This is a genomic window from Bradyrhizobium pachyrhizi, assembly GCF_029714545.1.
In the GTDB taxonomy this organism is placed as follows: domain Bacteria; phylum Pseudomonadota; class Alphaproteobacteria; order Rhizobiales; family Xanthobacteraceae; genus Bradyrhizobium; species Bradyrhizobium pachyrhizi.
Genome location: NZ_CP121667.1, coordinates 3843250 through 3860452 on the forward strand (window position 1 = coordinate 3843250; position 17203 = coordinate 3860452).

General features: G+C 63.4%; 15 protein-coding genes. 11 read left to right on the forward strand and 4 right to left on the reverse strand.

Features of this window, described 5'->3' with window-relative positions:
- Nucleotides 1–89: 89 nt before the first annotated feature.
- Nucleotides 90–362, forward strand: coding sequence for a DUF2312 domain-containing protein (locus tag QA639_RS17545; protein ID WP_016842183.1), 273 nt, complete (start codon nucleotides 90–92; stop codon nucleotides 360–362).
- A gap of 206 nt (nucleotides 363–568) precedes the next feature.
- Here QA639_RS17545 and QA639_RS17550 read toward each other — a convergent pair whose 3' ends face one another.
- Complete coding sequence (locus tag QA639_RS17550) at nucleotides 569–1153, reverse strand: alpha-ketoglutarate-dependent dioxygenase AlkB (RefSeq protein WP_346283734.1); 585 nt, start codon at nucleotides 1151–1153, stop codon at nucleotides 569–571.
- 506 nt (nucleotides 1154–1659) lie between these two features.
- Here QA639_RS17550 and QA639_RS17555 point away from each other — a divergent pair.
- The 9 genes from QA639_RS17555 (at nucleotide 1660) to QA639_RS17595 (ending at nucleotide 12859) form a co-directional block, all read left to right on the forward strand.
- Nucleotides 1660–2646 (forward strand): ABC transporter permease, encoded by a 987-nt coding sequence (locus QA639_RS17555; RefSeq protein WP_283090330.1) that lies wholly within the window; start codon nucleotides 1660–1662, stop codon nucleotides 2644–2646.
- A 59-nt stretch (nucleotides 2647–2705) separates the two neighbouring features.
- Nucleotides 2706–3728 carry a sugar ABC transporter substrate-binding protein gene (locus QA639_RS17560; RefSeq protein WP_028334112.1) on the forward strand — a complete coding sequence of 341 codons (1023 nt, stop codon included), beginning with the start codon at nucleotides 2706–2708 and terminating at the stop codon, nucleotides 3726–3728.
- Between the two features lie 114 nt (nucleotides 3729–3842).
- The gene (locus tag QA639_RS17565) at nucleotides 3843–5954 is read left to right on the forward strand and encodes an ABC transporter permease (protein WP_157341841.1); all 2112 of its coding nucleotides are present in this window, start codon (nucleotides 3843–3845) and stop codon (nucleotides 5952–5954) included.
- Between the two features lie 3 nt (nucleotides 5955–5957).
- On the forward strand, nucleotides 5958–7076 hold the full coding sequence (locus tag QA639_RS17570) for an SMP-30/gluconolactonase/LRE family protein (RefSeq protein WP_157341839.1): 1119 nt from the start codon (nucleotides 5958–5960) through the stop codon (nucleotides 7074–7076).
- Nucleotides 7073–8614, forward strand: coding sequence for a sugar ABC transporter ATP-binding protein (locus tag QA639_RS17575; RefSeq protein WP_051376137.1), 1542 nt, complete (start codon nucleotides 7073–7075; stop codon nucleotides 8612–8614). The genes QA639_RS17570 and QA639_RS17575 overlap by 4 nt, the downstream gene beginning before the upstream one ends.
- Before the next feature lie 145 nt (nucleotides 8615–8759).
- Nucleotides 8760–9419, forward strand: coding sequence for a GntR family transcriptional regulator (locus tag QA639_RS17580; RefSeq protein WP_233285872.1), 660 nt, complete (start codon nucleotides 8760–8762; stop codon nucleotides 9417–9419).
- Between the two features lie 114 nt (nucleotides 9420–9533).
- Nucleotides 9534–11213: an AMP-binding protein gene (locus QA639_RS17585; RefSeq protein WP_157341836.1), complete on the forward strand. Its 1680-nt coding sequence runs from the start codon at nucleotides 9534–9536 to the stop codon at nucleotides 11211–11213.
- Between the two features lie 68 nt (nucleotides 11214–11281).
- A complete protein-coding gene (locus tag QA639_RS17590) occupies nucleotides 11282–12529 on the forward strand; it encodes an acyl-CoA dehydrogenase family protein (RefSeq protein ID WP_283090595.1) in 1248 nt (415 codons plus the stop codon).
- A 135-nt stretch (nucleotides 12530–12664) separates the two neighbouring features.
- A complete protein-coding gene (locus QA639_RS17595) occupies nucleotides 12665–12859 on the forward strand; it encodes a hypothetical protein (protein ID WP_050386250.1) in 195 nt (64 codons plus the stop codon).
- 132 nt (nucleotides 12860–12991) lie between these two features.
- Here QA639_RS17595 and QA639_RS17600 read toward each other — a convergent pair whose 3' ends face one another.
- Nucleotides 12992–13231, reverse strand: coding sequence for a hypothetical protein (locus QA639_RS17600; protein ID WP_028334120.1), 240 nt, complete (start codon nucleotides 13229–13231; stop codon nucleotides 12992–12994).
- Nucleotides 13232–13510: 279 nt separating this feature from the next.
- On the opposite strand from QA639_RS17600, the gene QA639_RS17605 reads away from it, so the two are divergent.
- Complete coding sequence (locus QA639_RS17605; RefSeq protein WP_198400112.1) at nucleotides 13511–14803, forward strand: c-type cytochrome; 1293 nt, start codon at nucleotides 13511–13513, stop codon at nucleotides 14801–14803.
- A 60-nt stretch (nucleotides 14804–14863) separates the two neighbouring features.
- Here the strand turns inward: QA639_RS17605 and QA639_RS17610 are convergent, their stop codons facing one another.
- Both QA639_RS17610 and QA639_RS17615 read right to left on the reverse strand, forming a co-directional pair.
- Complete coding sequence (locus tag QA639_RS17610; protein ID WP_283090332.1) at nucleotides 14864–15157, reverse strand: hypothetical protein; 294 nt, start codon at nucleotides 15155–15157, stop codon at nucleotides 14864–14866.
- Between the two features lie 4 nt (nucleotides 15158–15161).
- Nucleotides 15162–17132, reverse strand: a complete 1971-nt coding sequence (locus tag QA639_RS17615) for a 4Fe-4S binding protein (RefSeq protein ID WP_157341834.1) — start codon at nucleotides 17130–17132, stop codon at nucleotides 15162–15164.
- Between the last annotated feature and the right edge of the window lie 71 nt (nucleotides 17133–17203).

Below are 17203 nucleotides of genomic sequence, written 5' to 3' on the forward strand. Positions count from 1 at the left end.
GGGTAGATGCGCTACAGGATCGATGAAGCTTAAGACATTGGTTATCACTTTGCTTTCATTTTCACCGCCTCATTCAACAAAGAGGCACCATGTCTGACATCACCATTCCCGGCGGAAAAATTCGTTCCTTCATCGAGCGGATCGAGAATCTGGATGCTGAACTGCAGGAACTGAACGAGCAAAAGAAGGAAGTGTTTTCGGAAGCCAAGGGTGAGGGTTTCGACGTGAAGATCCTCAAGGAGATCGTCAAACTGCGAAAGCAGGATCAGGATGAGCGCGACGAGCGCGAATCGCTGCTCGATCTCTATATGCGCGCGATGGAAACGGCACCGGCCGACAAGGCTGCTGCGAAAGCGGCGTGAGACGCCCGATGCGTTCCCCGCGATCGACATCCGGGGGCGCGCGATCTCTCGGCGGACGAACTTCCCAAGCTCGTCCGCCCCGTCCCATCAACCATTCGCGCGGCGTTGGTCGCACCTTCCGTTCATGATTGCGTCTTCCGGTCGGATCGAAGTAGCGCTCGATCGGGGTTGATGCGGCGATACGCGGTTGAACCGGCAATCCAAGGTCATCGCGACGCTTTGGCGCCCCGCGCCATGGTTCGAAAGGTGATCGAATATCTGGGGGCCTCGACCGGCGGAATGCTGTGCTCCCATATCTGCCGTGCATCACCGGTCATCAGATAGAGCGATCGGGGCGCCGCATCGAGCGTGAACCGCTCCCATCCGCTTTCCGTCCGGCGTCGGAAGCGGAACTTGCATGCGGATCCCAGGGACAGTCCGACAATCCTGTCGAAATGCGGCTTGTCGCGGTGCCAGCCGATACCGACGCCGCGATCATACTCGGTGCACAGGATCTGCCCGATCTCGGTCGACGCGCCGCCGAAGGATTGGATCGCAGCGACGATGCCGCTTAACCAGGAGGGGATCGGTTCGGCACATTCCAGTCGGCGCGACCCATAGTCGTACCGGAAACCGAACGAAGCCACGCGGCGCTTGCCTTCGAACTGTCCGAACTGGAAGGGGGCAAGCGGAAGTGCCCGGATGTGGCTGATGAGTTCGCCCTCGGTCGCTTTGGACATGAAATCCGGCGCGTAGTGCAGACCCGCCGGTCCTGCGGCGGGCCCATCGAACATCGACAATTGCTCGGACAATCTGGTGCCGTCAGTGTTTGCGAACCTGTCACGCATATGGGCGCGCCGAGACTGAATTTAAACCGGCCGTCAGGTCACTCGGGTTTCCACCTGGCGCGGCTTCGATGGGAAGACGGCGTCAACGCGCGGTCGCGGCATTCTCTTTCGCCACGATCTTTAGGCCTTGGCCAGGAAGCGACCGCCGCTACGTCGTCGGTTCGTCCCTCGCCACGGCTGATGGCGCTGTGAGGCCCAGTCGACCTCAGGCGGCAAGCACTCAGGCCTAAATGTATCCAATATCGACGCGTCGGCTTCAAGAAGCTGATCAAACTGAGGAAAGTGCGCTTCGATTGGGCGCAGCCGATTGTGCGTATATCTAAGTATTTGCAAATAGTTAATTGATGTTCAGGTGTAAGCGCATCCTTGGGTCGAACTGGTTGCTGTCCAAATATTGGATACGGAGATTGACTTCTGGATACATTCTGTTCAATTTCCACCCACAATAAAATCAATCCTGGGAGGACCCGGTGACCGGCAGTTCGGGCGCGCGCGGGGCGAAATTGACGCAGACGACGGCCGTGCTGGTGATGTGCGCGGTCCTGATCGTCATTTTTTCGATCTTCCTGAAGGGCTTCCTGACGCTGGGCAATGTGTTCGCGCTGGCGCGCAACATTTCGATACTCGGCATTCTCGCGCTCGGCATGGCGGTCGTCGTGATCGGACGTGGACTCGATCTGTCGCAAGTCGCCTCCTTTGCCGCTTCGAACGCGATCGCGATCATCCTGATGAACTCGGGCTACGCGACGCCGATCGCGCTGCTGATCGGCTTCGTGATGGCGTTCGCCATCGGCATCCTGAACGGGTTTCTGATCTCGGTGATCGAGATGCCGCCGCTGTTGACGACGCTGGCGTCGAGCCTGGCGGTGCTGGGGATCGTGCGCACCACAGCGGTGCAGCACTATGTCGTCTATCTTTCCAAGGGGCATGACGAATTCCTGCGGCTCGGCGGGAACATCTGGGGCGGCGTTCCGATCTCGATCCTGATCTTCGCGGCCACCGCGGTCGTGGTGCATCTTTTCCTGTCGCGCACCGTGATCGGGCGCTTCGTCTATGCCCATGGCGACAATCCCGACGCCGCGCGTCAGACCGGTCTGCCGACCCGCCCGCTGACCATGATCGAGTACGCGCTATGCGCCGCGATCGGGTATGTCGGCGGTGTCGTGATGGTCGCGCAGACGGCGCTGATGCATCTCCAGGTCGCGGAATCGACGATCATTTTCGACGTCATCATGGTTGTGGTGCTCGGCGGCGTCAGCCTCGTCGGCGGCCGCGGCAACGTGATGAGCGTCATCGCCGGAACATTGCTGATCGGCGTGCTGCTGAACGGCATGACCATCATGGACATGGACGTGCAGACCCAGAACATCGTCAAGGGAGTCGTGCTGCTGATCGCGATCCTGCTCGATTCCCGGCTGCATCCGCGCGACGAGGAGACGTCGAAGCAGGGCGATTAAAGCTCTGTATCAACCAACGGGCCGCAACAGTCGGCCGACATAACAGGGGAGGAATTGACATGACGAAAGCTGTGCACAGAAGGGCGTTCGCCGGCATCGGACTGGCCGCGATGGTGGCAACCGCCGCACTGGTGGCGGCCCCATCGCAGGCGGCCGGACCGCGCGACCAGCTGCGCGAGAAGTTCGACAAGTCGCTCAAGGGCAAGACCGTGGCCTGGTCGCCGGTCTGGATGGGCGTTCTGGAATCCGAATGGACGCGCGTGATGAAGGATCGTTTCGACGATTACGGCATCAAGCTCGTCACCCGCGACGCCAACATGAAGTCCGACATCCAGCTTCAGACCGTCAGCGACTACATCAACGACAAGCCCGACGTGATCGTGGTGCAAAATCCGAACGTCACGCTGCTCGCCAAGGAGCTCAAGCGTGCGATGGACGCCGGCATCTATGTCGTGCAGGTCAACATGGCGTCGAATACCCTGACCGATGCCTATGTCGGCGTCGATGCCAAGGATCTCGGCACCAAGATCGCGCGCGAGGTCATCAATCAGTGTGGCGGCGGCAAGGGCTCCGGCGAGGTTGCGATCCTTGAAGGCGAGGCGACCGCGGCCTATTCGCTCGACATGAAGAATGGCGCGATGGAGGTGTTCAAGACCGACCCGTCGATCAAGGTCGTGTCGTCGCAGCCGACAAGCTGGGACGCCAACAAGGCCGGCGATATCACGACCACCGTGTTGCAGCAGCATCCCAAGCTGTGCGGGATCCTCAGCGTCTGGGGACCGCAAACCGCGGGCGCGGCGCAGGCGATCAAGGCCGCCAACATGGGTGACAAGGTGAAGGTGTTCGTCGCCAGCGACGGCCAGCCTGCGGATTGCGATCTGCTCGAGCAAGGCGCGTTCTCCGCGAACCTGTCGTATCGCGCCGACGTGCAGGGCCAGACCATCGCCGACGCGGTGATTGCGCTGTTGCAGAGCGGCGACAAGCCGGGCGCGAAGAACATCGCCTATTACACGACCCCCGCCTGGGTGAAGTCGAAGGATGATCGCATGTACTGCTTCAGCATCCCGAAGGGCGCGAAGTAAGTCGTTTCGGCGCCCGCGCCCACCGCGGCGCGGGCAAGCCGGAGCTGTCGATCCCAATCCCCTGCGTCGTCCCGCCGTTCGGCCGCTCCGCGCCGAGCCCGCCGGAGTCTGTTGATGAAGAGCCTGCAACGAGCCTGGCACCGCCACTCGCCCCAGTTGTTCCTGGGCGAACTGCTTGAGAAGCGCTGGATGGAGCCGATCATTCCATTCACGCTGACGATCGCGGTTTTCCTGGCCTTCGCCATCATGATCCCGCGCTACCTGACGGCGGGCAGCCTGCAGGAACTGATGCGGAATTTCGCGGAGCAGGGGATGGTCGCGGTCGCGATGGCCTTCTCCGTGCTGTCGGGCGGCATCGACCTGTCGGTCGGCGCGGTGTTCGCGATGTCGAACTTCCTCGCGCTCTATCTGTATCTCATCCTCGGGCTGCCGCTGCCGGTGACCATCGTCCTTGTCGTCCTGTTCGGCGCGGCGATGGGCGCGATCAACGGCGGCCTGATTGCCTACGGCAAGACCCGGCCGTTCCTGACGACGCTCGTCGTCCTCATCATTGTCCGCGCCGCCTACAACAAGGTGACGGTCGCGTTCACGAACGAGCTCGCGAGCATCGACAGCGGGTCCAGTACCTGGGACTTCATGGGATCGGGGAGGGTTCTCGGCATTCCCTTCAATATGCTGGTGCTGATCCTGCTTGCGGTCGGAACCCACTTCTTCCTCACCCGCATCAAGCCCGGCGTCCACATCATGGCGGTCGGGTCGAGCCGCAAGGCGGCCCGCCACGCCGGCGTCAACGTCAAGCGCGTGCTGTTCTCGGCCTATGTGATGTCGGGCGCGATCGCGGCGCTCGCGGGAATCCTCTATGCCGCGCGGCAGAGCAGCTCGGGCACCGACACCGGCGTCGGCTGGGAGATCAACGCGCTGGCCGCGGTGGTTCTCGGCGGCATCAGCCTGGCCGGCGGCCGCGGCACCATCGCGCGCGCCGTCATGGGCGCGGCGATCATCTTCATGCTCACCAGCGGCATGGTCCGGCTCGGCATCTCCGGCAACCTGACGACCGCCATCATCGGCATCATCCTGCTGCTTGCGGTCGGATTCAACGTGAAGTGGGTCAAGAACAAGGGCAAGGTGCTGCAAAAGGTCTATGTCACCCCAAGCTGGGTTGATTTCGAGCCGCCGCCGTCGGTCGAGCGGGGCAGCGGCACGCCGTTCGCGGAGAACGATCGCCTGAAGAACGCGGAAGCGATCGCGCTCAACATGATCGAGGGCCCGGAAGACATCATCCTTGACCGCAAGGACAACCTCTACACCGTCAACCGCAACGGCTCGATCATCCGCTTTCTCGCGCCTGACTATACCGTGCGCGAGGAGTTCGCACGCATCGGCGGCCGGCCGCTCGGGTTGGCGTTCGATCGGGATCAGAACCTCCTTGTGTGCATCGCGGGCATGGGCGTTTACGGCGTGAAGCCCGATCGCTCGGTCTTCAAGGTCACCGACCGCACCACGCGCACGCGTACGCGCCTCAAGGACGACTCGCGGCTCTACCTCGCTGACGATCTCGACGTCGCGCCGGACGGCAAGATCTATTTCAGCGAGGCCTCGACCCGCTATGAACTGACCGACTGGGCGCTCGACGGCTTCGAGGGGCGCGGCAACGGCCGGCTGATCTGCCACGATCCGAAGACCGGCACCACCAGGACGGTCCTCAAGAACCTGACGTTCCCGAACGGCATCTGCATTTCGCATGACGGTCAGTCGGTGCTGTGGGCGAGCACCTGGCTATGCCAGATCAACCGCTTCTGGATCGCCGGCCCGAAGGCGGGCACCAGCGAAATCCTGATCGACAACCTTCCGGGCTATTGCGACAACATCAACCGCGCCTCCGACGGCAAGTACTGGCTCGCCTTTGTCGGCCTGCGCACGCCGGTCTACGACCTTGCGATGCGCAACCCTGTTTTCCGCACCCGCATGGTCAAGCAGATCCCGCCGGACGAGTGGCTGTGTCCGGGCATCAACTACGGCTGCGTGGTCAAGTTCGACGACAACGGCGCGGTGACGGAATCGCTCTGGGATCCAGGCGGGCTTTCGCATCCGACCATCACGTCGGTCCGTGAACACAAGGGCTATCTCTATATCGGGGGCTTGGAGAACAACCGCATCGGCCGCATCCGCCTGCAGGACGCCGACCCGACCTGGGAAGCGCACAAGTCCTATTGGGGAGGGGCCTGAGCCATGTCTCTGCTTGGCGATATCATCGATCGCGTGCTGTCCCCGAACCGGGAAATTCACGGCATTCCGGTGCTCGACGGCGCCTTCTCGCCGAACCAGCGGCTCGATCAGGCCCGCCGGCTCGGCGACGAGATCGAGCGACCGGACGACATCGCGCTCGGGCAGGACGGTGCGCTCTACGTCTCGACCGGCAACCGCGTCCTGCGTTGCACGGGAGACGACTTCAACACGCGCACGGCGTTCGCGACGCTCGACGGCCCGGTCGGCGGGCTTGCCTACACGCCGGACGGCCGGCTGCTCGCCTGCGTCTCTGGCGTGGGGTTGGTGGCGCTTTCGCCAACTGGCGAGATCGCCGGCAAGCTCGAAAGCGTCGGTGGTGAGAAGATTGCCTGCCCGTTGTCGGTGACGGTCGCGCCGGACGGGGCGATCTACATGACCGACGGCTCGCGAAACAATCGGGCAGAGCATTGGCTGACCGACCTGATGCAGAACCGTGCCCCGTCGGGCCGGCTCATCGCCTGCAATTCCTCGCTCGGCAGTGCGAGCGTGCGTGCGGACAAGCTCGCATGGCCGCTCGGCTTGGTCGTATCCGGTGACGGCAAGGAGGTCTGGGTCGCCGAATCCTGGGCCCACCGCCTGACCGCCTTTTCACGTGCGGGTGACGACAAGCGCGTGATCGTCAAGAATCATACCGGCTATCCGGCGCGTCTTGCCCGAGGCGCGAACGGTGAGGTCTGGATGGCCTTCCTTGCGCTGCGCACGCAATTGACCGAATTCGTCCTGCGCGAGCGGGCATTCTGCGAAGAGATGATGCGGACGGTGCCACCTGAGCTTTGGATCGGGCCGGCGCTGGATGGCCGCCTCAATCCGCGCGAACCGACCCAGATCGGCCGCATCAAGAAACTTGGTATCCAGAAGCCGTGGGCCCCGCCGCGTTCCTATGGCCTTGTCGCCCGGCTCGACGCCAAGGGCACGGCGACCGAGACGCTGCACAGCCGGGTCGATGGTCTGGTTCATGGAATAACCGCCGTCCGCCCGATCGGCTCGCGTGTGCTGGCGGTGTCCAAGGGACGCGATTGCCTCGTCGAACTGCCGCCTGGTCGCGGCATGCAGGAAGGATGAACGCCATGCCGGCGGAACAACAGGCAGGGACGCCGCTGCTTCAGATCGTCAACGGCAGCAAGGTCTATGGCGGTCTGCACGCGATCGACGGTGTCAATTTCGATCTGCGGCCGGGCGAAATCCACGCGCTGCTGGGGGAGAACGGCGCGGGGAAATCGACGCTCTGCAAGGCGATCGCCGGTGCGATCGTGCTGACTTCCGGCGACTACTTGATCCAGGGACGCAAGGTTTCGTTCGCGTCGCCAAAGGAAGCGCTCGAGGGTGGGGTCGCGATGGTCTACCAGGAATCCAGCCTGGTCCCCTCGATGACGGTGGCGCAGAACCTTGAACTCGGTATGGAGAAATGGGTCACGGTCTACAGCAAGATCAACATTGCGGCGACCCAGTCGCTGCAATCGATGAACTTCAACGTCGACCCGCTGGTGCTGGTGGAGAATCTCGGAACCGCCAAGCGGCAGATGGTCGAAATCGTGCGTGCGGTTCGCCACAACGCCCAGGTCTTCATCTTCGATGAGCCGACCGCATCGCTGACCCCTGAAGAGACTCAGCATCTGTTCCATCTTCTCAACACCCTGAAGGAGAAGGGCGCCGGGATCATCTTCATCTCGCATGCACTGGAAGAGGCATTGAACATCGCCGATCGCATCACCGTGCTGCGCGATGGCAAGCTGGTCGCCACCGTACCGGCGAAGGACGTCACGCGGGACGCACTCGTGCGGATGATGGTTGGCCGTGAGGAAACGGCAGCGCAGTACGCGACCCACGGGGCTGATCCGGATGCGCCGAAGCCGCATGCCTCCCGCGGTAAGAAGGTGCTTTCGGTCGAGAACGTGACGATGGGCAGCATCGTCAAGAACATGTCGTTCTCGGTGTTCAACGGAGAAGTCGTCGGGATCTTCGGGCTGGTCGGGGCAGGGCGCTCCGAGATCGCGCAGATCGTCAGCGGCGCGCGCAAGCGCAACTTCCTGCGCGGCGGGATGATCTATCTGCGGGACAAGCCGGTCCGCTACCGGGTGCCGCGGCAGGCGGTGCGCGACGGAATCGCCTATATCACCGAGGACCGCAAGGTCGACGGCTTCTTCGAGACGATGACGGTGGATCAGAATATCTATCTTGGCTATCTGTCGTCGCCGCGCGTCAAGCGGTTCCTTTACTCCACGCGCGAGATGAAACGGATCGCCGATCAATGGATCTCGGCGCTCTCGATCTCTGCATTGAAGCGGACGCTGAAAATTGTCGAATATTCCGGCGGCAACCAGCAGAAAGTCGTGGTGGGAAAGTCTCTGTCCCAGGAGCCTACGGTGGTCATCTTCGACGAACCGACGCGCGGTGTCGATGTGAGCGCCATTCCACAAATTCACGAGGCGATTCGCAGGCTGGCGCGCGAGAACAAGGCGGTTGTCGTTATTTCTTCCTATCTGCCGGAGATTCTGGCTATCTCGGATCGGATCCTGGTCGCTCGTGGCGGACGTATCGTCGAGGAAATGGCTCGGGCTGATGCGACCGAGGACAAGATCATGTACGCGGCCATTCATTGAAGGAGGGCCTTTCATGAGTCCTTATCAGCGGCCTCCCCATTGGAAGGACATGACGCGGGACGGCAACGAAGACGATCCGGAGTCCGGTCGCCTGATGAGCGAGAGGATCGCAAGCGAGATTCGCAGCGCGGTGCTGAGCGGCGAGATGCGGCCGGGCACGCGGATTCGGCAGGAGCTCCTTGCGGCTCATTTTGGAGCAAGCCGCATTCCCGTGCGCGAGGCGCTGAAGCAGCTCGAGAACGAGGGGCTCGTCGTGATGGCGCCGAACCGTGGCGCCTGGATTGCGGACGTCAATTCGGAAGAATCGATCGAGATCTACAAGATCCGTGAAGCGGTCGAGCCGCTCGCCATCGGCGAAAGCGTTCCAAATCTGACCGACGAGGATATCGAGACGCTTGACCGCATTGTGCGCGAACTTGAGCAGGTCACGACGCTCGAGGAATATATCCAGCTCGATCGGGAGTTCCATCTGCGGACCTATTCGCGGGCGCGGATGCCGCAACTGCTCGCGATGGTCGAACGCTTCTGGAACAGCACGCAGCATTTCCGGCGGCAGTTTGTGAGCGAGACCTACGCCAAGGACGGGTTTCCGTTCTCCGATCCGCAGCATGTCCTGATCATGGACGCGATCCGGGCGCGCGATGTCGAAGCTGCACAGGTGTTGGTGCGCCTCCACATCCGGCGCACGCGCGTTGTTATTCAAGCAAAAGAGAGTGGGGCGGCCCAACCGCCCCTTGCAAGCCGTGCCGCGCTTCCGCATGCGCGTCTCGGCTCGGTCTATCGAGGAAAAAGTGCCAATGAGTAGTGGCGGCGAACGTCTTTTGCCACGGTTCCTGCTGCGCCAGGTGGCGGCGGCGGACCATAGCGGCCGCCGGACCGGACGGGGCTGCCATCGTTACGACACTGGTGGCAAGCGGCGATGACGGTCGGCCTGGATTCTGTGTCGCGGGCGCGCGCTTACGAGGAAGCCGCGGGCCGGCTGCGCGCGCGGCTCGGCGAATCGTCGGTCGCTCCGCCCGATCCTGGACAGCGGACGGCGCTCGATCTGTTTCGTGCCGCGCCGCACGAGGCGCCGGCGGTGTTCTATTTCGATGCGACGCAGACCTATGCCGATATCGATCGGCTGAGCGACCGGCTCGCCGCCCGCTTCGCGCAAAAAGGAGTCGGGCGCGGCGATCGGGTGGCCGTCATTCTTCAGAATGTGCCGCAGTTCGTCATCGTCAGCGTGGCGGCCTGGAAGGTCGGGGCCATAGTCGTCAGCCTCAACCCGATGTACCGCACGCCGGAGCTTCGCAAGCTGTTCGGGGATTGCGAACCGAAGGCGGTGATCTGCCACGACGATCAATGGGAGAACGTTTTTCCGGCCGCCGGTTCGGTCGATTCCGGGCTGGTGTTCTGGACCGGCGCTCGGGAATTCCAGACTCGAAACGACGTCCGGGTGCTGCCGGTGCCGGGCGCAGCTCCGCCGGCCCAGGCGCTGGCGACGGTTTTCGCCGAAAATGCACCCGCACCACCGGCATCAGTTCTGACTTCCGACGACATCGCCCTTCTCTTGTATACCTCTGGAACCACGGGCGTTCCAAAGGGCGCCATGCTCACGCATCGCAATCTGGTGGCGACCGCGTTGATCTGTTGCGATCATTTCGAATTGAACGGCACGTCGCGCATCTTTGGGGTCGCGCCGCTGTTCCACATCACCGGCTTTGAAATCCAGATGGTCGCGGCGTTTGCCGCGCGTGCGGCGATGGTGCTGACCTATCGCTTCCAGTCCCAGGTCGCGCTCGATGCCTTCCTTGAATGGCGGCCGACATTCATCGTCGGTGCCATCACCGCGTACATCGCGCTGATGAACCAGGCTGACGCGACGAGCCGGCATTTCGAAAGCTTCGTACATATCTATTCCGGCGGCGCGCCGATCGCGCCCTCGGTCATCGATGCCTTTGCGAGTCGGTTTGGACGGGCGATCCGCAGTTCCTATGGAATGACCGAACTGACCTCTGCAAGCCATCTTGCGCCCAACGAAGGTCGGATTCCGGTCGATCCTGACTCAGGCGCGCTGTCGATCGGCAGGCCGACTTCGGGCGCCGATGCGATCGTCGTCGACGACGAGCGCCGCCCGCTGGGACCCGGCGTGCATGGCGAGGTGGTTGTGCGTGGCTCAGGTGTGATGGCCGGCTACTGGAGGAAGCCGGCGGAAACCGACGAGGTGCTGACCAACGGCTGGCTGCATAGCGGCGACGTCGGCTTCTTTGACGAGAGCGGCTGGTTCTACCTCGTGGATCGCAAGAAGGACATGATCTCCGCGTCCGGCTTCAAGGTCTGGCCGCGCGAAGTCGAAGACGTGATCTATGGCTTTCCGGGCGTGCGCGAAGCAGCCGTCGTCGGCGCCGCCGATCCCTATCGTGGCGAGACGGTGGTCGCCTTCGTCTCCGCTCAACCCGGCATCGTGATCGACGTTGCCGCGCTCTCGCGCTTTTGCCGCGAGCGACTGGCGGCCTACAAGTGCCCGGTCGACATTCGCGTGCTGGACGATCTGCCGAAGACGGAATCCGGAAAAATCACCCGAAACACGCTCAGGGACGGCCTGCGCGGCCGGTAAGGAGAATCTACGTGGATATCACCCAAAGCGAGCGCAGCCAGCAACTGGCCGCGGGTCTCCAGCGCTTCATGATGGAGCACATCTACCCGAATGAGCGCCGATACTATCAGGAGGCCGAGCGGCTCGGACCCTGGGCTGTGCACCCGGTTGTCGAGGAACTGAAGCCGCGCGCACAACAGGCCGACCTGTGGAACCTGTTTCTGCCCGCTCACGAGGACGGGCTGACCAATCTCGAATATGCCCCGCTATGCGAGATCATGGGGCGTTCGCATCTTGCTCCCGAGGTCTTCAATTGCAGTGCTCCTGACACGGGCAACATGGAGACCATCCTGCGCTACGGTACGGAGGCGCAGAAGGAAAGCTGGCTGAAGCCCTTGCTGGCCGGCGAGATCCGTTCTTCCTTTGCGATGACGGAGCCCGACGTTGCCTCGTCTGACGCGACCAATGTGGCCAGCTCGATCGTCCGTGATGGCGACGATTACGTGATCAACGGTCGCAAATGGTACACCACCGGCGCCACCGATCCGCGATGCAAGATCATCATCTTCATGGGGCAGACGGATCCGCAGAATCCGGATCGCCACAAGCGTCAGTCGATGATCCTCGTGCCGAAGGAGACGCCCGGCGTTCATGTCGTCCGTTCGCTGCCCGTGCTCGGCTTCTACGGCGTACCGGATCGTGCATCCGAGGTGATATTCACCAATGTACGCGTGCCGGCCGCCAACATGCTGCTCGGTGAGGGGCGTGGGTTCGAGATCGCGCAGGGGCGGCTGGGACCCGGACGCGTTCATCATTGCATGCGATTGATCGGCCTCTCCGAGCGCGTGCTCGAGCGCATGTGCCGGCGCGCGCTGAAACGCGTCGCCTTCGGCAAGCCTCTCGCCGAGCAAACCGTGACGCTCGAGCGCGTGGCCGAAGCGCGCATGAAGATCGACCAGGCGCGGCTGCTGACGCTCAGAGCTGCCTACATGATGGACACGGTTGGCAACAAGGCAGCGCGGCAGGAAATCGCGATGATCAAGGTCGTTGCGCCGAACATGGCGCAGACCATTGTTGACTGGGCGATCCAGGCGTTCGGGGGAGGCGGCACCAACAACGACCATTTCCTTTCGGCAGCACTCGCGACGACTCGCTTGTTGCGACTGGCCGACGGCCCCGACGAGGTTCATCGCAACCAGATCGGCAAGCTCGAATTGCGCCGATGGCTCAATGTCGATCCCGCACGAACCGGCGGTGGCGCAGATCCGTTGTCGCCCGATGAATCTGAATCCTGGTCCGAAGGCGGCTTGTGGCCGCGCCCGAAGGATTTGCCATAGGCGCGTTGGGGAGAGCTGGAGCCGGAGGGCATCGGCTCCAGCGATGATCAACAAAAGGAGAGTTGTGAGCGATCTCACAGGGGGACGTCGAGTCCTGCACTAGTCAGGAATTTCTCAGAACCAACGGAGGTTCGCGTGAAGCTCCTGATGATCGCCGGCCTTACCGCCCTCGCGCTTTTTCTGGCTGCGACGAATGTCCCGAGATCGCATCCATCGTCCGTCAGCCACACGTCAGCGGCGGGGATGCCCGCTGTGCAAGAACAAGACAAACTGCCGGTCGAAGATTTCGACGATCGATCGCTGGTGTTTCCGAGGGGAACTCAGCAATAGAGAGAAATGGTGCCGTCGCATCCGAACGCATTGCGGTTCGGGGCGAGCGGGCCGGAAATCGTCTGGCGTTGAACGGCCCGACGCGTCGGACGATTTGTCCGCGTGCACGACCGTCCCCTCGCGGGCTGTGTTTCAAAAGCTCATGAAGATCGGGTTGATCCCCGCGGGATCGCCGACATGTCCCGGGAATTGAAACGGCGCACGGTGGCGATCGACTATCAGGATTGCCAGAAGGAGCGCTAAGACGGCGACGATGTAGATCAGCAGTGGCGACGCGTCCCGGGTGGCGGGATTGCGATCTCGCGGCGGTAATACGCGAAAGTGCCAAAAGCGCGAGATGAACTGCAGATATGCTTTCGGATGTATTTGCATGTTCGCCCTCGATTGTGAGGCGCCTTTACCAAGACTGGGACCGCATGGGCCGCCCTTCAAGGCGCCGCTTGTCGCACCCCCGAACCGAATACGAGCTCCCTTGTTGATTACTGGTGAAATGGGCACGTTGTTGCCAGGGACCAAGCCCGTCGCCCACGGACACGCCAGATTTCCAGAACGATCGCCGGCGGGGCCGATGGACGCCAGGGGCGCACTTTGGCCGGGCAGCAAAAACGGGCAGAATGGCCCAGGGCTTCGCTGCGAGTGTCTCCGACGGCCATGGATTTGATTTTGCGCCTCGCTACGTTCCTTGTGACGGCATCGTTGCTTCTTGCGCTGCAACCCGCGCAAGCGCAATTGGCCGGACACGGCGGACCTGTCCGCGCGATCGCCGTTTCAGGCGACGGCAGGACGGTTCTGTCGGGCAGCTTCGACACTGCGGCGATCCGATGGTCGCTGGCAACCGAGTCTGCGGAGCAGGTGCTTCGCTTCCATTCGGGTGCGGTGAATGCGGTCGCCTTCCTCGGCGATGGAAGAATGGCAACGGCGGGTGCGGACGGCCGGATTGCGATCTGGACGTCGGGCCGGCCGCAGCCGGACCGGGTCTTCGCAGACCATACGGGACCCATCGTCGGGCTCGCCGTTTCGCCCGATGCATCGAGGCTCGCATCCGCCTCGTGGGACCATACCGTGCGGCTCTCGTCGTTGTCCGACGGGAGCTCGCGCGTGCTGCAAGGACACTCGCAAAACGTGAATGGCGTGGCCTTTGCCCCCGACGGACAATCGCTGGTGAGCGTGGGCTACGATCTGACGGTGCGGATCTGGCGCCTGCCGGACGGCAGCGCCGAGGTCGTCACGGTGCCGTTGCCGCTGAATGCCGTGGCCATCTCGCCTGACGGCGAAATCGTCACCGGCGCAGCGGACGGAAAGCTGCGCATGATGTCCGCCGACGGCAAGGCAAGCGGCGAGGTCATGGCCGGTGCCACGCCGATCGTCGCCCTGGCGGTCTCGCATGACGGCGCCTTGATCGCCGCGGCGGCCATTGACGGCACGGTGGCGATCGTCGATCGCAAGGCGCGCAGCGTGCTACGCACGCTCGCCGGGCTGGGCGGGCCGGCTTGGTCGGTGGCATTCCTGCCCGATGGCGTGACGCTCCTGACCGGCGGCGCCGACGGCAAGATCAGGCGCTGGAATGCACTGACCGGCGCGGCGGCCGGATCGAACGTGGTGGGCACGCCGGGGGACCCGCTCGCCGGCTTTGCCGGCGACCACGGCGCCGAAGTCTTCAGGGCCTGCGTCGCCTGCCACACATTGTCGGAGACGGAGGTGCAGCGTGCCGGTCCGACGCTTGCCGGACTGTTCGGTCGGAAGATCGCCTCGCTGCCGGGCTATCGCTTCTCCGACGCACTCAAGACGATGGACATCGTCTGGACGCCGGAGACCGTCTCAAAATTGTTCGAGATCGGGCCGAACGCCTATACGCCCGGCACGAAGATGCCGGAGCAGCAGATCGGCTCGGCCGAAGATCGCCGCGCGCTCACGGACTTCCTGGCGCGGGCGACGTCGAGATAGCCCGCGTTGGCGCTAGCCGCCTCGCGGCGTCCTCAAGGCGTCACGCCGCGATATGAGGCTCTAATATCCCGGCCATTGCTCCACTGGGATCTTCGTCAGCTCCGGGTTCTCCTTGAGCATGTGAGCGATATTAATGCTGGGATGTTCCTTGAGCGCCGCCACGACGCACTGGTTGACGTATTTGCGGCGGGACAGCCACTTGATCTTCTTGCCCTTCGCCTCGGCCCTGCAGGCGACGACCGCCTGCTTGAGTGCAACCTTTTCGGCTTTGGTAAGCGTGGCGGCCTCGACGGCTGTGCCGCCAAGGACGGTGGTGACAAGGCTCGTCGACAGAACCTTCATGAATCGAGGCATGCGGCTAGTCCTTGTTCTCGCGTTGACGCAGGTAGTCATCCGTCGTCCGTGGTGGCGCGCGTTCCGGCACGTCCTGGATCGGATCGAACTGTTGTTCGCTCATGACAATGACCCGGCAATCGGCGCACATCCGCAAGGCCTCGGTCCGGCGGTCCCCGGCAGGGTACATCCAATGCCGTCCCTCGAGTTTGGTCGCGATCCGATCGATCGTGCTCTTGACGCCGAACGGCGTGCCACAGCGAACACACAGGGCCGGTTCTTCTTCCTTGATCACCCGCGCCGGCGCGCGTCTTGCCCGGAAATCGATCTGCGGGGTGAGCCTGATGACTTTTTCAGGACAGGTGCTCTGACACAAGCCGCACTGCACGCAGGCGTCTTCCACGAATTTGAGGACGGGGCGGTCCGGATCGGCGCGGAGCGCGCCGGTTGGGCAGGCCGAAACGCAGGACAGGCACAGCGTGCATCCGCCGATGTCGACGGTGATCGCACCGATCGGTGCCCCCTCGGGCAAGGCGATCACGTCAACCGGCTTGGGGGCGAGGCGATGCAGTTCGCTCAAGCCGAAGCGAAGCAGATCGCCGCGCTTGCCGACCGTCAGGAAAGTCGCGGGATTATCGAGACCGGCTAGGGGGCCAATCCCCGTCAGTTGCTCGGCCAGAGTGTCGGGATCGTCGGTTTCGATCGTGCTCACGCGGCGGCCGTCAAATCCGAGTCCGGCGAGAATGGTCTCGGCCATCCGGATCGTCTGCAACGAACCGGTCACGTCGTGTCGTGGCTTGGCGCGCAGCAGGAGCCGCACGGCAGCTGCGCCATAGGCGAAGGCCCCGATGATGGCTTCCAGGCCGATCTGCGTCAGCTCGTTGACGGCGAGCGGAAGCACATTGGCCGGCAATCCGTCGCCATGGCGGGCGAGCGCATCGATCAGCGGCGTGCCGTGCTGGCTGTCATGCAGCAGCAGGACCGGATGCGTTCCGCCGGCCTCGCGATAGGCGCGCAACATGGCGCGGAGGATCTGCAACTGGGTATCGGCGGGTGGCAGCGCGTAGGATGCCGCTCCCGTGGGGCAGGCGGCCGCGCATTGCCCGCAGCCTGCGCACACCTCCGCGTTGACTGCGACATGGTCGCCGTCCGGCGTGATCGCGCCGGTCGGGCACAAATCGAGGCAACGATGACATCCGGTCAGCTTCGAGCGGGAATGCGCGCACAGACTGGGCGTGAAGTCGACATATCTCGGCTTGTCGAAGCTTCCGACGAGATCGCGGGCCGCAAGCACCGCACGCAGCACGGCCGCAGGATCTCTCGGATCCGCGCGGAGATAGCCGTCCCGCAGATCGTGTGCGGGAAACAGAGGCGGCTCGCCGGAGACGTCGAGCACGAGATCGCAGCGCGAGATCGCGCCGTTGCGCGGGCCGTCGAACACGAACCGGGCGCGCGAGGATGGGCGCGGCTGGGCGTAGTCGTCGATCGTGAGCTCGAAGCCGCCAAAATGGCCCCATGCATTGCGGATCGTGCCCTTCACGATCGGGAACACGGCCGCGGCAGGCGGCACGACGTCCGCCGGCTTCCTGAGCATGACCGTGACGTCGAGATGGTCCGCCAGCAGCCGGCCGGCCTCGATCGCGGCCTCGTCGCGCCCATAGATCAGGATGATGCCATCGCTCGACAATGTGACCAGCGGATAGTCCGGCGCGGGAACCGCCGCCGCCGCAAGCAGTGCCGCCATCTTCGGGCCCGCCTTCGCGCCGTCGCGCGACCAGCCTGCCGTCTCGCGGATGTTGACGAAGCTGATCGGGCCAGCTCGTTCGCCCATCTCATTGGTGAACTGGCCGGCCTGCTGTGTGCAGGCGACGGTCAGCGGGCCGTCGGCTTTCGCGGCGTTGCGGAAATGTTCGAGCTCCGCCCCGCAGAGATGACGATGGCTCCTGATCTCGCAGTTGGGACATCCACGCTGGATCGCGGCCACGTCAGGGCGCATCGTGTCTTCACACGAGCAGATCAGGACGGTCTTCGCTGGCTGCTCCAGGTCGATCCCTCCGCGGGTGCGGC